31 protein-coding genes are annotated in these 17955 nt (G+C 42.3%); all 31 read right to left on the reverse strand.

Annotated features, from left to right (window positions below):
• Entirely contained in the window at nt 1-606 is a 606-nt protein-coding gene (locus tag BQ7344_RS05325; protein ID WP_072521732.1) for a hypothetical protein, read from the reverse strand.
• Nucleotides 607-616: 10 nt separating this feature from the next.
• Nucleotides 617-1342: a type 1 glutamine amidotransferase gene (locus BQ7344_RS05330; protein ID WP_072521733.1), complete on the reverse strand. Its 726-nt coding sequence runs from the start codon at nt 1340-1342 to the stop codon at nt 617-619.
• Nucleotides 1342-2676 carry a MurT ligase domain-containing protein gene (locus BQ7344_RS05335; RefSeq protein WP_072521734.1) on the reverse strand — a complete coding sequence of 445 codons (1335 nt, stop codon included), beginning with the start codon at nt 2674-2676 and terminating at the stop codon, nt 1342-1344. Before BQ7344_RS05335 ends, BQ7344_RS05330 begins: the two co-directional genes overlap by 1 nt.
• Before the next feature lie 160 nt (nt 2677-2836).
• Nucleotides 2837-3373, reverse strand: coding sequence for a bL17 family ribosomal protein (locus BQ7344_RS05340; RefSeq protein WP_072521735.1), 537 nt, complete (start codon nt 3371-3373; stop codon nt 2837-2839).
• Nucleotides 3374-3469: 96 nt separating this feature from the next.
• Nucleotides 3470-4429 (reverse strand): DNA-directed RNA polymerase subunit alpha, encoded by a 960-nt coding sequence (locus tag BQ7344_RS05345; protein ID WP_072521736.1) that lies wholly within the window; start codon nt 4427-4429, stop codon nt 3470-3472.
• Between the two features lie 59 nt (nt 4430-4488).
• The gene (gene rpsD, locus BQ7344_RS05350; protein WP_072521737.1) at nt 4489-5082 is read right to left on the reverse strand and encodes a 30S ribosomal protein S4; all 594 of its coding nucleotides are present in this window, start codon (nt 5080-5082) and stop codon (nt 4489-4491) included.
• Nucleotides 5083-5100: 18 nt separating this feature from the next.
• Entirely contained in the window at nt 5101-5496 is a 396-nt protein-coding gene (gene rpsK, locus BQ7344_RS05355; protein ID WP_072521738.1) for a 30S ribosomal protein S11, read from the reverse strand.
• 177 nt (nt 5497-5673) lie between these two features.
• Complete coding sequence (gene rpsM / locus BQ7344_RS05360) at nt 5674-6042, reverse strand: 30S ribosomal protein S13 (protein WP_015542265.1); 369 nt, start codon at nt 6040-6042, stop codon at nt 5674-5676.
• A 300-nt stretch (nt 6043-6342) separates the two neighbouring features.
• Entirely contained in the window at nt 6343-6456 is a 114-nt protein-coding gene (rpmJ, locus tag BQ7344_RS05365; RefSeq protein ID WP_003497809.1) for a 50S ribosomal protein L36, read from the reverse strand.
• Nucleotides 6457-6589: 133 nt separating this feature from the next.
• Complete coding sequence (locus BQ7344_RS05370) at nt 6590-7069, reverse strand: NUDIX hydrolase (protein WP_072521739.1); 480 nt, start codon at nt 7067-7069, stop codon at nt 6590-6592.
• A 207-nt stretch (nt 7070-7276) separates the two neighbouring features.
• A complete protein-coding gene (gene infA / locus BQ7344_RS05375) occupies nt 7277-7495 on the reverse strand; it encodes a translation initiation factor IF-1 (protein ID WP_005428560.1) in 219 nt (72 codons plus the stop codon).
• Between the two features lie 22 nt (nt 7496-7517).
• Nucleotides 7518-8273 carry a type I methionyl aminopeptidase gene (gene map, locus BQ7344_RS05380; RefSeq protein WP_072521740.1) on the reverse strand — a complete coding sequence of 252 codons (756 nt, stop codon included), beginning with the start codon at nt 8271-8273 and terminating at the stop codon, nt 7518-7520.
• Between the two features lie 2 nt (nt 8274-8275).
• Entirely contained in the window at nt 8276-8920 is a 645-nt protein-coding gene (locus BQ7344_RS05385) for an adenylate kinase (protein ID WP_072521741.1), read from the reverse strand.
• A gap of 75 nt (nt 8921-8995) precedes the next feature.
• Nucleotides 8996-10312, reverse strand: a complete 1317-nt coding sequence (secY, locus tag BQ7344_RS05390) for a preprotein translocase subunit SecY (RefSeq protein WP_072521742.1) — start codon at nt 10310-10312, stop codon at nt 8996-8998.
• The gene (gene rplO / locus BQ7344_RS05395) at nt 10312-10752 is read right to left on the reverse strand and encodes a 50S ribosomal protein L15 (RefSeq protein ID WP_072521743.1); all 441 of its coding nucleotides are present in this window, start codon (nt 10750-10752) and stop codon (nt 10312-10314) included. Before rplO ends, secY begins: the two co-directional genes overlap by 1 nt.
• Nucleotides 10753-10791: 39 nt before the next feature.
• On the reverse strand, nt 10792-10974 hold the full coding sequence (rpmD, locus tag BQ7344_RS05400) for a 50S ribosomal protein L30 (protein WP_015542260.1): 183 nt from the start codon (nt 10972-10974) through the stop codon (nt 10792-10794).
• A 13-nt stretch (nt 10975-10987) separates the two neighbouring features.
• Nucleotides 10988-11497 carry a 30S ribosomal protein S5 gene (gene rpsE / locus BQ7344_RS05405; RefSeq protein WP_015542259.1) on the reverse strand — a complete coding sequence of 170 codons (510 nt, stop codon included), beginning with the start codon at nt 11495-11497 and terminating at the stop codon, nt 10988-10990.
• A 17-nt stretch (nt 11498-11514) separates the two neighbouring features.
• Nucleotides 11515-11883, reverse strand: coding sequence for a 50S ribosomal protein L18 (gene rplR, locus BQ7344_RS05410; RefSeq protein ID WP_015542258.1), 369 nt, complete (start codon nt 11881-11883; stop codon nt 11515-11517).
• Nucleotides 11884-11900: 17 nt separating this feature from the next.
• Nucleotides 11901-12440, reverse strand: a complete 540-nt coding sequence (gene rplF / locus BQ7344_RS05415) for a 50S ribosomal protein L6 (RefSeq protein ID WP_015542257.1) — start codon at nt 12438-12440, stop codon at nt 11901-11903.
• A gap of 204 nt (nt 12441-12644) precedes the next feature.
• Entirely contained in the window at nt 12645-13046 is a 402-nt protein-coding gene (gene rpsH / locus BQ7344_RS05420; RefSeq protein WP_072521744.1) for a 30S ribosomal protein S8, read from the reverse strand.
• 195 nt (nt 13047-13241) lie between these two features.
• The gene (locus BQ7344_RS05425) at nt 13242-13427 is read right to left on the reverse strand and encodes a type Z 30S ribosomal protein S14 (protein WP_005424988.1); all 186 of its coding nucleotides are present in this window, start codon (nt 13425-13427) and stop codon (nt 13242-13244) included.
• A gap of 14 nt (nt 13428-13441) precedes the next feature.
• Nucleotides 13442-13981, reverse strand: a complete 540-nt coding sequence (rplE, locus tag BQ7344_RS05430; RefSeq protein ID WP_072521745.1) for a 50S ribosomal protein L5 — start codon at nt 13979-13981, stop codon at nt 13442-13444.
• A 21-nt stretch (nt 13982-14002) separates the two neighbouring features.
• Nucleotides 14003-14314 carry a 50S ribosomal protein L24 gene (rplX, locus tag BQ7344_RS05435; protein WP_072521746.1) on the reverse strand — a complete coding sequence of 104 codons (312 nt, stop codon included), beginning with the start codon at nt 14312-14314 and terminating at the stop codon, nt 14003-14005.
• A gap of 11 nt (nt 14315-14325) precedes the next feature.
• The gene (gene rplN, locus BQ7344_RS05440) at nt 14326-14694 is read right to left on the reverse strand and encodes a 50S ribosomal protein L14 (RefSeq protein ID WP_005424985.1); all 369 of its coding nucleotides are present in this window, start codon (nt 14692-14694) and stop codon (nt 14326-14328) included.
• 13 nt (nt 14695-14707) lie between these two features.
• The gene (gene rpsQ / locus BQ7344_RS05445) at nt 14708-14962 is read right to left on the reverse strand and encodes a 30S ribosomal protein S17 (protein ID WP_072521747.1); all 255 of its coding nucleotides are present in this window, start codon (nt 14960-14962) and stop codon (nt 14708-14710) included.
• 21 nt (nt 14963-14983) lie between these two features.
• On the reverse strand, nt 14984-15193 hold the full coding sequence (rpmC, locus tag BQ7344_RS05450; RefSeq protein ID WP_022067328.1) for a 50S ribosomal protein L29: 210 nt from the start codon (nt 15191-15193) through the stop codon (nt 14984-14986).
• The gene (gene rplP, locus BQ7344_RS05455; protein WP_072521748.1) at nt 15183-15620 is read right to left on the reverse strand and encodes a 50S ribosomal protein L16; all 438 of its coding nucleotides are present in this window, start codon (nt 15618-15620) and stop codon (nt 15183-15185) included. Before rplP ends, rpmC begins: the two co-directional genes overlap by 11 nt.
• Nucleotides 15620-16276 carry a 30S ribosomal protein S3 gene (rpsC, locus tag BQ7344_RS05460; protein WP_072521749.1) on the reverse strand — a complete coding sequence of 219 codons (657 nt, stop codon included), beginning with the start codon at nt 16274-16276 and terminating at the stop codon, nt 15620-15622. The genes rplP and rpsC overlap by 1 nt, the downstream gene beginning before the upstream one ends.
• 11 nt (nt 16277-16287) lie before the next feature.
• Nucleotides 16288-16677 (reverse strand): 50S ribosomal protein L22, encoded by a 390-nt coding sequence (gene rplV / locus BQ7344_RS05465; protein ID WP_005424978.1) that lies wholly within the window; start codon nt 16675-16677, stop codon nt 16288-16290.
• A 94-nt stretch (nt 16678-16771) separates the two neighbouring features.
• Nucleotides 16772-17053 carry a 30S ribosomal protein S19 gene (gene rpsS, locus BQ7344_RS05470; RefSeq protein ID WP_015542253.1) on the reverse strand — a complete coding sequence of 94 codons (282 nt, stop codon included), beginning with the start codon at nt 17051-17053 and terminating at the stop codon, nt 16772-16774.
• Nucleotides 17054-17068: 15 nt separating this feature from the next.
• Nucleotides 17069-17914, reverse strand: a complete 846-nt coding sequence (gene rplB / locus BQ7344_RS05475) for a 50S ribosomal protein L2 (protein ID WP_072521750.1) — start codon at nt 17912-17914, stop codon at nt 17069-17071.
• Nucleotides 17915-17955: the final 41 nt, after the last annotated feature.

Consider the following 17955-nt stretch of genomic DNA (forward strand, 5'->3'; position numbering starts at 1 on the left):
TTATACACCTTTGTACTCTTTTGCAAGAGTCTTGAGATAGTCACGGTATGCTGCTGCCGTCTTTTTGGGTTTCAGGATATGTACATCTTTCCCCATTGCCGTCAGCCAGCCAAAAAACTGCGGACCGCTGATCTGCGGTGCAGTAATCTGAATTTCATCATTTTCTTTTGCTTTGTATTCTGCCACTGTTCCAAAGAATGCCCGCATCTCTTTTTCTTTTGATTTCCGGCACACTAATTTCATTGGCTTCTCTGCTTCCTGAATTTCAGATTTACAAAAGCTCATAAAACCGGTCTCTGTTTCGCCAGAAGCTTTTGAATGGGCAGCTTTCGTCGTTTTATCTGCTGCCGGCTTTTCCTGAAGTGGCGGAACATTTCCATTTTTCAGATAATATCCGCCCGGTCTGCCTCTTTTGAACTCTATATCCAGCCCAAACTCTCGCAGGGCCTCCAGATCATCGTAAATACTTTTTCGTTCTGCTGTAATGTCATACTCTGCAAGTCTGTCAAGAATCTCCTGCATCGTCACGATCTGATCCCGGGATGTGCCTGCCAGAAGATGTTCAAGGATCAGTATTTTTGCTTTCTGATTGTGTGATTTTGCCATTTGTATCCCCTTATCTGTTTTGTATAAATCGATGAAAGATATAATCGTTTGCTTCTTTTTCCTGACGGTCATCAAGCCCTGTAAGTGTCGTCTGATCTCCATATTTGCGCTGAAGGGCTTTCAGGATCAGCCAGTCCGCAAGCTGTGGGTTCTTCGGCAGTAACGGTCCGTGAAGGTAAGTGCCTATTACATTTTTATAAACAACACCTTCATATCCGGTTCTGCCATCATTTCCCTTTCCATACAGGACTTTGCCCAGCGGCTTGTTGTCTTTAATGCAGGTCCTTCCGCCGTGATTCTCGAATCCCACTACCGGCATTTCAAAAAGATCGCTCTTCAGGACAATGTTGCTGATCAGACGGCCTTCTTCCTGTTCTGTATACATATCTACCAGACTCAGGCCATCGATCATACCCTGATCTGTCTTGTAGTAACTTCCAAGCAGCTGATATCCACCGCATATCGCAATAACAACGCCGTTATCCTCCACATATGCCTTAAAATCCTTCTGGATTTCTTTTAATTTCTCACAGACGATCATTTGCTCTCTGTCTGAACCACCGCCCAGAAGCACGATATCCAGTTTGGAAAAATCAATGGTATCGCCCATCTCAAATGCGATCGTCTCAGCTTCAATGCCGCGCCACTGGCATCTCTTCATCAGGCACTGGATGTTGCCTCTGTCACCATAAAGATTAAGAAGCTCCGGGTATAAATGTCCTATTGTTAATTTCATCAGTGTTCTCCCTCCAGCTTCTTAAGTATGTTTCTTGTGCTGAAAAGTGCCGTATAGTTTACCAGAACATATAAGTTTCCAGTTCCGTCTGCTACCCGGTCACGGATTGCCTTCTCTACATCAGATTCCAGAATAGATGGAATATCCACATATTTCAATCGCAGGCGCATATCCTGACAGCGGATACCGCTGACGGTGATCGAACGAATACTTTCTTCTCCGAGGCGGTCAAAATCCACATCCCAGAGCCAGGAAATATCGATGCCGTCCTGTGCATTGTCGTTGATTGCAATGATCACGTCTTTCGGATTGGTATCCTGCATAACAGCAGAAATATTCTGGTTAAAACCAGCCGGATTCTTCGCAAGATTCAGAGTCACTCCTGCACCTTTGATGCGGAACTGCTCCATTCTGCCGTTCTCCGGATTAAAGTTTTTGAGCATATCCATAAAATGTTCTGATTTAAAACCTGCGGTGCGGATGCCTGCATAAGCTGCCAGAATATTATATACATTATAGAATCCACGATAATTTGCAACAATTCGATTTCCCTCTACAGAGAAACTGAGCTGATCGCTGACTTTTACATCTTCTGCATCATAATCCGGAACCGGTCGTTTAAAGCCGCATTTCGGACACTGATAATCTCCAAGTTGGCTGTAATGATAAAAGCTGTACTGCAGACGCTCTCCGCATTTCTTGCAAAAACGTCCTTCACGGATCTCATTTGTCTCATTTTTCATGACCGGACGGCTGATTCCATAATAAACGCATGGGTTGCCACTGTCCATTGCCATATATGCTGACAATGCATCATCACCGTTTACGATCAGTTTCATATCAGGGACGGTACGGATCATCTCTTCCAGAATATTCATCGTAATGTCGATCTCACCGTAACGGTCAAGCTGATCACGGAAAAGATTGGTCATCACCATGTAATTCGGTTTCATACGCGGAAAAATATGCCTGGTGGATGCTTCATCTACCTCGATACAGGCATAATCTGCATCAATATGACCGTTTAATCCTGCGCCAAGTGCAAACGCTGCAACAACACCGTTCAGCATATTGGAACCTGTATGATTGCAGACCACCTTCTGTCCCTCTGCTTCCAGAGCTGCACAGAGCATATTGTTTGTCGTTGTCTTACCATTCGTTCCACAGACTACGAATATACCCTTTCTGACTTCTTCTGACAACTCCGTAAGGATCTGCGGATATATCTTCAATGCAATCTTACCTGCCCATGTCACACCCTGACGTCCCATCATTTTGCAACCTGCACCTGCAGCTTTCGCTGCCCAGATTGCGAGTAGCTTTCTTATCTTCATCTTAATTAACCCTTTATTTTCTTCATACTGTTTTGTAACTGATTGTACGCTAAAATGCAGAAATTATCAACCTTAAGGATAAAGTTACAAAAAAAAGGCAGCTTTTTGATGCAAAAAAGGGATGCCTCCGCAGAGACATCCCTTTTAATCATCGCAAAGATTATACTAATTCAATAAGTACTTCCATTGCTGCATCACCTTTACGCGGTCCGATCTTAACGATTCTTGTGTAACCACCGTTACGGCCAGCATATTTCGGTGCGATTTCTTCGAACATTTTCTTTGTCATGTCGACATCTTTGGTATTTTTCTTTCTGCCGGCACCTTTTGCAGGTACTTCTTTAACAGAGTAGAAAACTTTAGCCATCTGACGACGAGCGTGCAGTCTGGACGGAGCATCTTTAGTGATTTCCTTCTGAACTTCATCGTATACGGTAACTTTCTTGCCGTCTACAACTTCTTTCACTCTCTTACCATCAGCATCTTTACGTGCAACTTTTGCAGTTACAGTAACTGTCTCAAAGTTGTCTTTTTCACGTACTGCCATAGCGATAAGACTTTCGGCGATCTTGCGAATTTCTTTTGCCTTTGCTTCAGTAGTAACAATTTTTCCGTGATACAGAAGATTTGTCACCTGGTTTCTTAACAGAGCTTTTCTCTGATCAGATGTTCTGCTTAATTTTCTATATTTTGCCATTTTATTTTCCTCCATCTGCGGGACATCAGAACATGCTTGTTCGGTCTTACTGTCCTGATGCTTAGGCATCCCCGCTACTATTAATCTAACGGTGGATTATTCTTCAGTTGGCTGAAGCTGTAATCCCAGTTCTTTCAGTTTTGCAAGTACTTCTTCCAGTGACTTACGACCAAGGTTACGAACCTTCATCATATCATCAGAAGTTTTGTTGCACAGTTCTTCAACAGTATTGATACCGGCTCTCTTCAGGCAGTTGTAAGAACGAACGGAAAGTTCAAGTTCATCAATGCTCATTTCGAGAACTTTTTCTTTTTCATTGTCTTCTTTTTCGATCATGACTTCTGCGGTCTTAGCGTTTTCGGAAAGATCAATGAAAAGACTGAGGTGTTCGCTCAGAACTTTTGCAGCAAGGCTGACAGCCTCATCCGGATCCAATGTTCCATTGGTATATACATCCAGTGTAAGTTTATCGAAATCAGTTACCTGACCAACACGGGTGTTCTCTACAACCATATTGACTCTGTCAACCGGTGTATAGATAGCATCAACTGCGAGCACACCGATTGGCATATCTTCAGATTTGCCTTTGTCAGCACTTACATAGCCACGTCCACGTGTAATTGTAAGTTCCATAGCCAGTCTGCAGTCTTTGCCACCGTTGAGGGTTGCAATGACCTGATCCGGATTCATGATTTCGATATCCTGATCTGCCTGAATATCAGCAGCAGTTACAACGCCCTTGCCTTCACACTCAATGTATGCAGTCTTCGGTTCATTGTCAGCGCTGTTATTTTTGATGGCCAGGCTCTTAAGATTCATAATGATCTCAGAAACGTCTTCTTTTACGCCCGGAATAGAGCTGAATTCATGAAGAACGCCATCAATCTTAACTTGGCTAACTGCTGCTCCCGGGAGGGATGACAGCATAATTCTTCTGAGAGAATTACCAAGTGTAGTACCGTAACCTCTTTCGAGCGGCTCTACTACGAATCTGCCAAATTTTTTATCTTCGGATATTTCCGTAATTTCGATTTTTGGTTTATTAAAATCAAACACTATAAGTCCCTCCTTCTGGGTTTGTCAACATTTGAGGGTATTTAACGAGCTAGTATGCATTATTTGGAGTACAACTCGACGATAAGCATCTCGTTTACCGGAACATCAATTGCTTCTCTTCTTGGAAGTTCTTTTACAGTTCCGCTTAAAGCTTCCTGATTTACATCAAGCCATTCCGGAACAAGTCTTCCGCCTGTTACTTCCAGAATACCTTTGTATCTTTCAGAACCTTTGCATTTTTCTTTGATTTCAATTGTATCACCAGCTTTTACAAGGTAAGACGGAATGTTAACACATTTGCCGTTTACAAGTACATGCTTGTGATCAACGATCTGACGTGCTTCACGTCTTGTTCTTGCAAGACCCATACGGAATACAACGTTGTCAAGTCTGCTTTCAAGAAGAACCATAAGGTTTTCACCAGTCTGTCCCGGCATTCTGTCAGCTTTGTTGTAGTAGTTGTGGAAAGGTTTTTCCAGAACTCCGTAGATGAATTTTGCTTTCTGTTTTTCTCTTAACTGTAAACCGTACTCAGACATTTTTCTGTTTGCACGTTTTAACTGTCTTGTGGATTTTTTATCAATTCCTAAGTAAATCGGATCCAGGCCGAGGGATCTGCATCTTTTCAGAACAGGAACTCTATTTACTGCCATTTCAAGCTACCTCCTAAATTAGACTCTTCTGCGTTTTGGTGGACGGCATCCGTTATGCGGAACCGGTGTTACGTCACGGATACTTGTTACTTCAAGACCACATGCCTGAAGGGCACGGATTGCAGCTTCACGTCCGGAACCTGGTCCTTTAACCATAACATCAACAGTTTTTAAACCATGAATTAAAGCAGCTTTTGTTGCAGTCTCTGCTGCCATCTGTGCTGCATAAGGAGTAGATTTCCTTGAACCTCTAAATCCAAGACCACCAGCACTTGCCCATGAAAGAGCGTTTCCTTCGTTGTCTGTCAGAGTAACAATTGTATTGTTAAAAGAAGACTGGATATGTGCCTGTCCGTGTTCAACGTTTTTCTTTACACGACGTTTTGTAGTCGCTTTTCTGGTTGCTTTTGCCATTTTAAAACTAACCTACACTTTCCTTTGATTATAAATTAATAAGCTTCTTGTCTAAGGAAGTTCGATTCACTCAATTCAGCCTTCGTTATCACCCGGCTTCATTAAGTTTCTTCGAACAAAGTTCACACCAGCCTCAAGCTGCGATTATCAGCTTGCTTTCGCTAAGTGTTCTACTTTTTATTTTTTCTTATTAGCAACGGTTCTCTTAGGACCTTTGCGTGTTCTTGCGTTTGTTTTGGTCTTCTGGCCACGAACCGGAAGTCCTTTACGATGACGGATACCTCTGTAGCATCCGATTTCCTGCAGTCTCTTAATATTCAGAGCGATTTCACGACGAAGATCACCTTCTACCATCATTGTCTCATCAATGACAGCACTGATTTTCTTTACATCATCGTCTGTCAGGTCTCTGACACGAATGTCAGGATTTACACCTGCCTGAGCAAGGATTTTATCTGCGCTTGCTCTACCAATACCATAGATATAGGTAAGGCCGATTTCGATACGTTTTTCTCTTGGTAAGTCTACACCAGCTATACGAGCCATGTACTGTTTCCTCCATTTTCTTTTTGAAAGTATTCTGAACGGTACCACTTGCAGTCTCGCAAGGTGAAATGGGGCACTTCTTCAAAACCTTTCTGATTTTCTAGTTTCCTAATTGGGGTGCCTCGGTAAAACACCCAGTCGTCTTTGGCGAAAGAACGACCTTTCCGAAATTGTGTCCTCACGGACGCTGTTGCCTCTCGGTATTAGGCAATACATGCTTCTTTAATAAGATATTAAAACAGTTCGAACAACCCTTCCGGGTGTATCAAACTGCAGCCGCACGTTTCACAAACTGTCGGATTAACCCTGACGCTGTTTGTGTTTTGGATTTTCACAGATTACTCTGATAGATCCTTTTCTTTTGATGATCTTGCATTTTTCGCAGATCGGCTTTACAGATGATCTTACTTTCACTGGAAATCCTCCTTTTCCGTAATATAGGCTTGAATCTGCAGTTCATACACGCCTCAGCGCGTACATATGATATATTAACATTCGAAATTACAAATTGCAAGTATTATTTTACATTTTCTTTAATTTTTTTATTTCAGTTTTTCTTTAATTCTTTTCCATTCAGCCTCACTTCCACCAGCTTCTCTCCCTTATAAGACAGTTTCAGAGAAAAGAAAGGCTCTTCATCTTTAAGAAGCTTCAGAAAAATCTTATCACCCTCCCACAGACTCAGATCCATAAGATGCGATTTCGGAACCCACTCCATAATGCCTTCCTCACAGTCATGAAATTCTCCTTCAAACTCATCCGCAGTGTAGAGACACATATATTCTGTCCCGAAACCTTCCTGTGAAAATGTAACGATCCCACGAAATCTCCACGAAAGAAGTGTAAGCCCTGTCTCTTCCTTCACTTCCCGAAGAAGACAGTCCTCCGGACTCTCTCCCGTCTCGAAATGTCCCCCGACACCGATCCACTTGCCCGCATTCACATCATGCTTCTTTTTGATCCGGTGCATCATCAGATACGAATCATTTCTTTCTATATAACAAAGCGTTGTCATCGGACTTCGCATGAAAATTCCCCTTTCCTTCCGGCTCAACCTGCATATATCAGTAACCCAGAATACAGCCTATAGTCAACACCCTTCATGCTACCACAACCCAGAACTTCTCTTATTATTTCTTAACGAAAAAACTCCCCCTGCACCAAACGTGGCCAACAGGGGGAGTGTGAGGGGGACAGCGGCCTTCGTAACTCTGAGCCTGTCCCCCTCACGGTCTTACTTATCTCTCCAGATAATCCTTCCCTTGGAAAGGTCATATGGAGAAAGTTCAATTGTTACTTTATCTCCAGGAAGAATACGGATAAAGTTCATACGCAGCTTTCCGCTGATATGAGCCAGCACTACATGCTTGTTTTCAAGTTCAACTTTGAACATCGCATTAGGCAGCTTCTCTAATACAGTACCTTCCACTTCAATTACGTCTGCTTTTGACATTATAAACCTCCTGTGTCACCTGTCATTTTGTAAGAGTCAGAATTTCCGGTTCTCCATCCGTGATCAGAATGGTATTTTCATAATGTGCAGAAAGAGATCCGTCCATTGTTACAACTGTCCACTCATCATCCTCCCACGCAACATCTGCGCGTCCCAGATTGATCATTGGTTCAATTGCAAGTGTCATACCCGGCATCAGTTTGATGCCTCTTCGCTTCTGCGGGAAGTTCGGTATCTGCGGATCTTCATGGAGATGAGTTCCGATTCCATGACCAACCAGGTCACGAACGATACCATAGTTGAATTTCGCTGCATAAGCACCGATTGCCTTGGAAATATCATTCAGATGATTTCCTGCTTTTGCAAATTTTATACCCTCAAAGAAGCTCTGCTTTGTCACTTCCATGAGCTGTCTTGCTTCCGGTGAAACCTCACCTACTGCATAAGTACGGGCAGCATCTGAATGGTAACCCTTGTAGATCAGTCCGGCATCGATCTTGACAAGATCGCCTTCCTGAATGATTTTGTGTCTGGACGGGATCCCATGTACTACTTCATCATTCAGACTGATACAGAATGATGCTGGAAAGCCCTGATAATTTTTAAAGTTCGGAATACAACCCATGGAACGGATCATATCCTCACCGATGCGATCCAGTTCTTTTGTGCTGATTCCCGGCTTAATGTGAGAAGCCAGTTCATCATGAACCTGTTCCAGTAAATGACCGGCATGTCTCATAAGCTCAATTTCATGTTCTGACTTAATTGAAACTGACATCATTATTCTCCCAAGATTTCAACGATTGCCTTAAACACTTCATCCAGTGCGCAGGTTCCGTCTACAGTCTTTAAAACACCCTGCTTTGTGTAGTAATCGATCAGCGGCTGTGTCTGCTCATGATACACTTTCAGACGTTTGGAAACAGTTTCCGGCTTGTCATCATCACGAAGTACCAGTGTTTCTCCACAAGTATCGCAAACATTTTCTGTCTTTGGTGCAGCATACACGATATGATAAGTTGCTCCGCATTTCAGGCAGGCTCTTCTGCCGGACATACGGTTTACAATGTTTTCATCCGGTACATCAACATCAATGGCATAATCAATTTTGCTTCCCAGTTTCTCAAGCGCTGCTGTAAGGCATTCTGCCTGAGGAATGGTTCTCGGAAATCCATCCAGTACATATCCGTTCTTTGCATCATCCTGCTGAATTCTGTCTACTACAAGATCACAGGTTAATTCATCTGGTACCAAAAGACCCTGATCCATATAAGTTTTTGCTTTTGTACCTAATTCTGTACCATTTTTGATGTTTGCACGGAAAATGTCTCCTGTTGAAATATGCGGAATACCATATTTCTCGGCAATCTTCTTCGCCTGAGTTCCTTTTCCTGCTCCCGGTGCACCCAACATAATAATACGCATAAAAAATACCCTCCTTTTTCTTTATGAAGCAAAAAACAAAAAAGGCTGTGATGCTTTCACACCACAGCCTTCGTTTTAGCTGTTCAGAAAGCCTTTGTAATTGCGGACAAGCAACTGAGACTCGATCTGGTTCAAGGTTTCAAGAACAACACCAACAACGATGATGATAGATGTACCACCGAAAGAAACATGTGCTCCGAATACGCCATTGAAGAAGAACGGAATTACTGCCACAATAATCAGGCCTACCGCACCTATAAATATAATATAATTAAGCATATTAGTCAAATAATCTGATGTAGGTTTTCCTGGACGGATACCCGGAATAAAACCACCCTGCTTTTTGATGTTATCAGCAACTTCCAGCGGGTTAAATGTGATGGATGTGTAGAAATATGCAAAGAACACACAAAGTACTACATATACCAGCAGACCCCAGCTGTACTGTGGCTGAGACGGGTTACACCAGTTACTTGAAGAGAGACCTCTCAGAATTTCACTTCCAATGCCTGTTCCATTTGCCTTTCCTGCAAACTGTGCAATAACACCAGGGAAGGACATAATAGAAGAAGCAAAAATGATCGGAATAACACCTGCGGTGTTAACTTTCAGAGGAATATTGGTGGCCTGACCACCCATCATCTTCCTACCAACCATCTTCTTGGAATACTGAACAGGAATTCTCCTCTCTGCTCCATTAAGAATAAGGACAAATACAACTACTACCATAATGATTGCAAAAATGATCAGTCCTGCAAGCATTCCTTTTGCAATTGTTTTTCCCTTAATAAAGTTCTCATAAAGAGTTGTCATATCACTTGGGATTCGAGATACGATATTTACTGCAAGTACAATAGAAATACCATTTCCAACACCTTTTTCAGTGATACGCTCACCGATCCACATCAGCATCGCGGAACCGGCTGTCAGACTGACAATTACTACAATTCCCTTTAAAAAGTTCATATCTTTAACGATATTTCCACGGGAAAAACCGATTGTCATGGCAGCTGACTCAAAAAGAGCAAGACCAACTGTGACATAACGGGTAATTGCAGTCATCTTTTTTCTTCCTTCTTCACCATCTCTGTGCATTTCCTCCAGAGCAGGAATTGCAATAGTGAGCAGCTGAATGATAATGGAAGATGTAATGTACGGTGTAATATTCAGCGCAAATACAGACATACTCTCAAAAGAGCCGCCGGTGAAAGCATCAAAGAAATTGAATGCATCACCGGTATTACTCTTGAACCACTGTTTAAAAACGCTGCTGTCTACACCTGGGATGGGCAGCTGTGAACCGATTCGGATGATAAAGATCATCACTAACAGATATAACAGCTTACGACGCATCTCTTTTACTCTAAAAGCGCTTTTAAGAGTCTCAAACATTAGATCACCTCTACTGTACCACCTGCAGCTTCGATTTTTGCTTTTGCGGTTTCGCTGACAGCGTTTACCTTAACAGTAAGTTTCTTTGTCAGTTCACCATTTCCAAGAATTTTAACACCGTCTCCGGCTTTGGAAATTGCTTTGCTAGCCAGTAAAGTATCTACTGTAACTTCTGTACCGTCTTCAAAACGATTAAGAACGTCTACATTGATTGCAATGATTTCTTTAGAATTTCTGTTCTTGAAACCTCTCTTCGGAAGACGTCTGTATAAAGGCATCTGTCCACCTTCGAATCCCGGTTTCTTGTGTCCGGAACGAGCTAACTGTCCTTTATGTCCTTTTCCGGCTGTTTTGCCGTTTCCGGAACCATGTCCACGGCCTCTTCTGAAGTTATCACTGTGTTTAGAACCTTCTGCTGGTCTTAAGTTTGATAATTCCATCTTTGGCACCTCCTTTTATTATTCGATCTCTGGAAATTATTATGCTTCTTCTACTTTTACAAGATGCTGAACCTGCTGGATCATTCCTCTTGTAGCAGCATTGTCAGGCATTTCAACTGTTTTGTGCATTTTTGTAAGTCCCATAGCTGTTACAGTTTTTTTGTGCTTCGGAACTGCACCGATTGGAGACTTAACAAGTGTAACTTTTAATGTGTTTGCCATTATTTTGTCCTCCTTATGCCAGAATCTCTTCTACAGATTTTCCGCGAAGTTTTGCAACTTCTTCCGGAGTTTTCAGTTTGCTTAATCCTTCGATGGTAGCCATAACAACGTTCTGTTTGTTTCTGGATCCCATACATTTTGTACGGATGTTTTTGATTCCTGCAAGCTCAATGACTGCACGGGCCGGACCACCAGCGATAACACCAGTACCTTCCGGAGCACGTTTCAGAAGCATTTCAGCACTTCCGAATTTACCTACATAGTCATGAGTGATGGAATTGTTTTCATCTCTTGCAACTGTAACCAGTTTTTTCATGGCATCTTCTTTTCCTTTGCGGATTGCTTCCGGAATTTCTGCTGCCTTTCCTAAACCTGCACCAACATGTCCGTTGCCGTCACCTACTACAACTAAAGCTGTGAAACGGAAGTTACGACCACCTTTAACAACCTTGGTAACACGTTTGATTGACACTACTTTATCTTCTAACTCTAACTGACTAGCATCAATAAGATTATGTTTCATGTGTCTTTTCCTCCCTTTTAGAATTTCAGCCCAGCTTCTCTTGCTGCGTCTGCCAGTGCCTTAACTTTACCGTGATAGATATAGCCTCCTCTGTCGAAGACAACGCTTTCGATACCAGCTTCAACTGCTTTCTTTCCGATTACAGTTCCGAGGTATGCTGCAGCTTTTACATCATCAGTATTTTCAAGTTCAGCTTTTACATCTTTCTGAAGAGTAGAAGCTGATACTAAAGTTTTTCCTACAGTGTCATCAATGATCTGTGCATACATATGCTTGTTGGAACGGAATACTGCCAGTCTAGGAGTAGTAGCTGTTCCATTGAGATGATGACGGATTCTTCTATGTTTTTTCTCGCGAATTTCCGCTCTGGATGCTTTGTTAATCATATTCTCACTCTCCTTATTTATTTCTTACCAGTTTTACCAACTTTACGTCTGATAACTTCATCAGCATATTTGATACCTTTGCCCTTGTATGGCTCCGGTCTTCTCTTATCTCTGATTTCAGCTGCGTACTGGCCAACTTTTTCTTTGCTGATACCGGAAACAATGATCTTGTTTCCATCAACTTTGGATTCCAGACCTTCTGGATCTTCCATCTCTACCGGGTGAGAATATCCCAGAGAAAGAACAAGTTTCTTGCCCTGTTTCTGTGCTCTATAACCTACACCGTTAACCTCAAGCTCTTTTGTGTAGCCTTCGCTTACACCAACAACCATGTTGTGGATAAGGCTTCTGGTCAGACCGTGTAATGCTTTCATTTTCTTAAGATCGTTTGGTCTTGTAACTACTACATGACCATCTTCAACTTTGATTTCCATTTCTGTCGGAAGCGCTCTTTCAAGTGTTCCTTTTGGGCCCTTAACGGTTACTACGTTACCTGCAGCTACGCTTACTTCAACGCCTGCCGGAATAGCTACCGGAAGTCTGCCGATTCGTGACATAATATTGTCCTCCTTACTTAGATTGTCGGAGAGAAATAAATCCCCTCTGTTTTCAGTCATTTCTTCATCTATCAATGAATAAGGAAGTTCCGTTTACTAAATTCAGACTGCGCTTACGCTTGTCTTCATTAAGTTCCTCGGAACGACCTTCTCACTAAATTCATGCAGCGCCATCAGGCGCAGCATTCATTAAGTGTTCTAGGTCTACCAAACAAACGCAAGTACTTCGCCACCAACCTGAAGTTTACGAGCTTCTTTGTCAGTGATAACACCTTTGTTTGTAGAAAGGATTGCGATACCAAGTCCGCCAAGTACTTTCGGAAGTTCATCCTTACCAGCGTAGATACGAAGTCCTGGTTTGGAGATTCTCTTAAGTCCTGTGATGATCTTGTCGTTCTTTGTTTCACCGTATTTCAGGGTGATGTGGATGGTCTTGAATGCGCCATCTTCAACTAAGTCGTATTTTGCAATATATCCTTCGTCTACGAGGATGTTTGCGATTGCGATTTTCATTTTGGATGCCGGAACATCTACTGTGTCATGTTTTGCAGTGTTAGCGTTACGGATTCTTGTAAGCATATCTGCGATTGGATCACTCATTGTCATGTTAGTTTCCTCCTAATTTTCTCTCTTTTCAGACTTTACATGATTTATACTGTAACATTAATCTTATCAAATTTGCACCTCTTCCCTCAGCTAAACTCAACCTTCGTTCACACTCGGTTTCGTTAAGATTCGGGAAGGGCCTCACACTAAATTCATGCTGCGCTTAACAGCTTGCATTCATTAAGTGTTTCCGGCCTACCAGGAAGCTTTTTTAACACCCGGAATCTGACCTTTGTAAGCCAGTTCACGGAAGCAGATACGGCAGATGCCGTATTTTCTCAGGTATGCATGTGGACGTCCACAGATTCTGCAGCGGCTGTATTCTCTTGTGGAGAATTTCTGTTTGCGCTGCTGTTTGATTTTCATTGCTGTTTTAGCCATTCGAATTCTCCTCCTTATTTAGCAAAAGGCATATTGAACTGAGTTAACAGCTCACGAGCCTCTTCGTCTGTCTTAGCAGTTGTAACGAAGATGATATCCATACCTCTTACTTTGTCTACCTTATCATACTCAACTTCAGGGAAGATCAGCTGTTCTTTGATTCCCAGTGCGTAGTTTCCTCTGCCATCGAAAGCATTTGGATTTACACCACGGAAGTCACGTACACGAGGAAGAGCAAGGTTGATAAGACGATCAGCGAACTCATACATCTTCTCACCTCTTAAGGTAACCTTACAACCGATTGGCATACCCTCTCTGATTTTGAAGTTAGCCACAGATTTTTTAGCTTTTGTTGCGATTACTTTCTGTCCTGTAATCAGTTCCATATCAGCAATTGCAGCATCAAGAAGCTTTGCATTTTCTTTGGCTTCACCAACACCCATGTTTACTACGATCTTTTCGAGTTTTGGCACTTCCATAACATTTTTGTATCCGAATTTTTTGGTCATGGCATCCATGATCTCATTTTTGTAAAGGTCTTTTAATCTACTCACCTGTCATGCCTCCTCTCTTAATTAATCGATAACTTTACCTGTCGCTTTAGCAACACGAACTTTTTTGTCTCCATCCATCTGGAATCCAACTCTTGTTGCTTTTCCGTCTACAACGAGCATTACGTTGGAAACGTGAAGAGCAGCTTCTTTTGTGGAGATTCCGCCAGCCTGGTTTGCTGCTGATGGTTTGTTGTGCTTTGTAACCATGTTGACATTCTCAACGATTACGGTGTTGTCTTTTACGTTAACGGCAAGAACTTTTCCTTCTTTGCCTTTATCTTTTCCAGCGATTACTTTAACAGTATCGCCTTTTTTAATTTTCATAGCTGACATTAGGCACCCTCCTATAATACTTCCGGAGCTAAGGAAACAATCTTCATGAATTTCTTCTCACGAAGTTCTCTGGCAACTGGTCCAAAGATACGTGTTCCTTTCGGAGTTAAATCGTCTTTAATGATTACGGCTGCATTTTCATCGAAACGGATGTAAGATCCGTCTTTACGACGAGCGCCTTTTTTTGTACGAACAACAACAGCTTTAACTACATCGCCTTTTTTAACAACACCGCCTGGTGTTGCATCTTTAACAGTAGCAACGATAGTATCACCGATGTTAGCATATCTTCTTGTAGAGCCACCCATAACACGAATACAAAGGATTTCTTTTGCACCAGTGTTGTCGGCAACTTTCAGTCTTGTTTCCTGCTGAATCATACTGGTTTCCTCCTTATTTCACTTTCTCTACAACTTCAACCAGTCTCCATCTTTTGTCCTTGGACAGCGGTCTGGTTTCCATAACTTTAACGGTATCACCGATATTGCACTCATTGTTTTCATCATGAGCTTTAAGTTTATATGTTCTCTTTACGATTTTTTTGTAAAGAGGATGTTTTACATGGTCTTCGATAGCAACTACAATGGTCTTGTCCATCTTATTGCTGACAACCTTACCCACACGGGTCTTTCTCAGATTTCTTTCCACGATTATTTCCTCCTATATTCACTATTTCGCAGCGTTAGCCTGCTCAGTGATTACTGTCTGGATTCTGGCAATATTCTTGCGAACCTCTTTGATTCTGCTTGTATTGTCCAACTGATTGGTTGCATTCTGAAATCTCAGATTGAAAAGTTCTTTCTTAGCAGCTACTAATTCTTCATTTAATTCTGCAGCTGATTTTGCTTTTAAATCTTCTACGAATTTATTAATTTTCACTGTTATCACCGCCTTCTAAGTCTGCACGAGAAACGATTTTACATTTACATGGTAACTTGTGCATTGCAAGACGTAATGCTTCACGAGCGATTTCTTCAGAAACGCCTGCGATTTCGAACATTACACGTCCTGGCTTAACAACTGCTACCCAGTATTCAAGGGCTCCTTTACCAGAACCCATACGTGTTTCTGCTGGTTTCGCTGTTACTGGTTTATCCGGGAAAATCTTAATCCAAACCTGACCACCACGTTTGATGTAACGTGTCATGGCGATACGGGCTGCTTCGATCTGGTTAGATCTGATCCAGCAAGGCTCGGTTGCAACAAGACCGAATTCACCATAATTGATTTTATTACCTCTAAGGGCTTTACCTCTCATGGAGCCACGGAACTGTTTACGACGTTTTACTCTTTTTGGCATTAACATTATTTATCGCTCCCTTCCTTATTTCCTTTAGTAGGAAGTACTTCACCGTTGTATACCCAAGCTTTTACACCAACTTTTCCGTAAGTTGTGTCAGCTTCTGCAAATCCATAATCAATGTCAGCACGAAGTGTCTGAAGCGGAATAGTTCCTTCGCTGTAGAACTCTGTACGAGCCATATCAGCTCCACCAAGACGTCCGGATACGGATGTTTTGATTCCCTTTGCTCCTGCTTTCATTGTTCTCTGCATTGTAGATTTCATAGCACGTCTGAAAGAGATACGGTTCTCAAGCTGCAGTGCAATGTTTTCAGCAACGAGCTGAGCATCTTTGTCCGGTCTCTTAACTTCTTTGATATCTACAATGAGTTTCTTATCTGTGTATTTCTGTAATTCAGCTTTAACTTTTTCGATCTCAGAACCGCCCTTACCGATTACGATACCCGGTTTAGCAGTGTAGATGATGATCTTAACTCTGTCAGATGCTCTTTCGATTTCGATTTTGGAAACACCTGCGCTGTAAAGTTTTTTCTTTAAAAATGTTCTGATATTGTAGTCTTCTACAAGATAGTCTGCAAAATCAGCTTCTGCATACCATCTGGAATCCCAATCCTTGATAACACCGACTCTAAGGCCATGTGGGTTAACTTTCTGTCCCATGCTTTTCCTCCTTATCTTTCATCCAGCACGATGGTGATATGGCTTGTTCTCTTTTCGATTCTGTAAGCTCTACCCTGTGCTCTTGGCTGAATACGTTTCATTGTAGGTCCTTTGTTTGCATAGCACGCTGCAACGTAGAGGTTATCTGCGCTCATTCCGTTATTGTTTTCTGCGTTTGCGATTGCTGACTCAAGCAGCTTCTTCAGAACGCTGGAAGCGTATCTTGGATTGTATGTCAGGATACCAAGTGCTGTCTGCACATCTTTGCCACGGATTGCATCTAATACATAGCAGGCTTTCTGAACAGAAATTCTTGCATAAGATAATTTTGCAGACGGTCTTGTCTCTCTATTACTCTCATTTCTGGCTCTCTTAATCTGGCTTCTATGTCCCTTTGCCATTTTTAAGTGCCTCCTTTCGATTTATTCAATATCTGGAATCCGCCATGTTGTCCCACCGGGACAACAGGCAGTTTATTTTAGTTAATGATTAATTCTAGCGAACGCCGGATTTCTTTTCGTCTTTTCCGTGTCCTCTGTATGTTCTGGTTGCAACGAACTCACCAAGTTTATGACCAACCATATCTTCTGTGATGTATACCGGAACATGTTTTCTTCCGTCATGGACTGCAATTGTATGTCCTACGAAGGACGGGAAGATAGTGGAACGACGTGACCATGTTTTGATCACAGATTTATCATTTGCAGCATTCAGAGCGTCAACCTTTTTAAGCAGGCTTGCGTCTGCGAAAGGTCCTTTTTTCAATGAACGAGACATTCTGTACCCTCCTTATTATTTTGATAAAGCTTTTCCATCGCGTCTTCTTACGATGAGCTTGTTGGACTGTTTGTTTTTCTTTCTGGTCTTCAGACCAAGAGCAGGTTTGCCCCATGGTGTACACGGACCTGGACGACCGATTCCGGTCTTTCCTTCACCACCACCATGCGGATGGTCATTCGGGTTCATTACAGAACCACGAACTGTAGGTCTGATTCCCATGTGACGTTTACGTCCAGCTTTACCAACATTGATAAGGTTGTGGTCACCGTTTCCAACAACACCGATGGAAGCACGGCATACCAGCGGAACCATTCTCATTTCTCCAGACGGTAATCTTAATGTTGCATATTTGCCTTCTTTAGCCATCAGCTGTGCACCGTTACCAGCGGAACGAACCATCTGACCGCCTTTTCCAGGATGAAGCTCAATGTTGTGAACCATAGTACCAACTGGGATAAGTTCCAGCGGCAGGCAGTTACCAACACGGATTTCAGCTTCCGGACCGTTCATGACCTTCTGGCCGACTTTCAGTCCTTCTGGAGCAAGGATGTATGCTTTCTCGCCATCTGCATAGCAGATAAGAGCGATATTTGCTGTTCTGTTCGGATCATACTCAATTGTTTTTACTGTAGCAGCGATACCATCTTTTCTTCTCTTGAAGTCGATGATTCTGTATTTTCTTCTGCTTCCGCCTCCGCGGTGTCTTACAGTGATTTTACCCTGATTGTTACGTCCAGAGTTTTTCTTCAGAGATACGACTAATGATTTCTCAGGGGTACTTGTTGTGATCTCAGAGAAATCAGATCCAGTCATATGTCTTCTGGAAGGTGTATATGGGTTATAGGTTTTGATTCCCATGATGTTTCTCCTTTCGAATATTAGTTATCATGCTTTCCAGC

Source organism: Blautia sp. Marseille-P3087 (assembly GCF_900120195.1).
Lineage (GTDB): Bacteria > Bacillota > Clostridia > Lachnospirales > Lachnospiraceae > Blautia_A.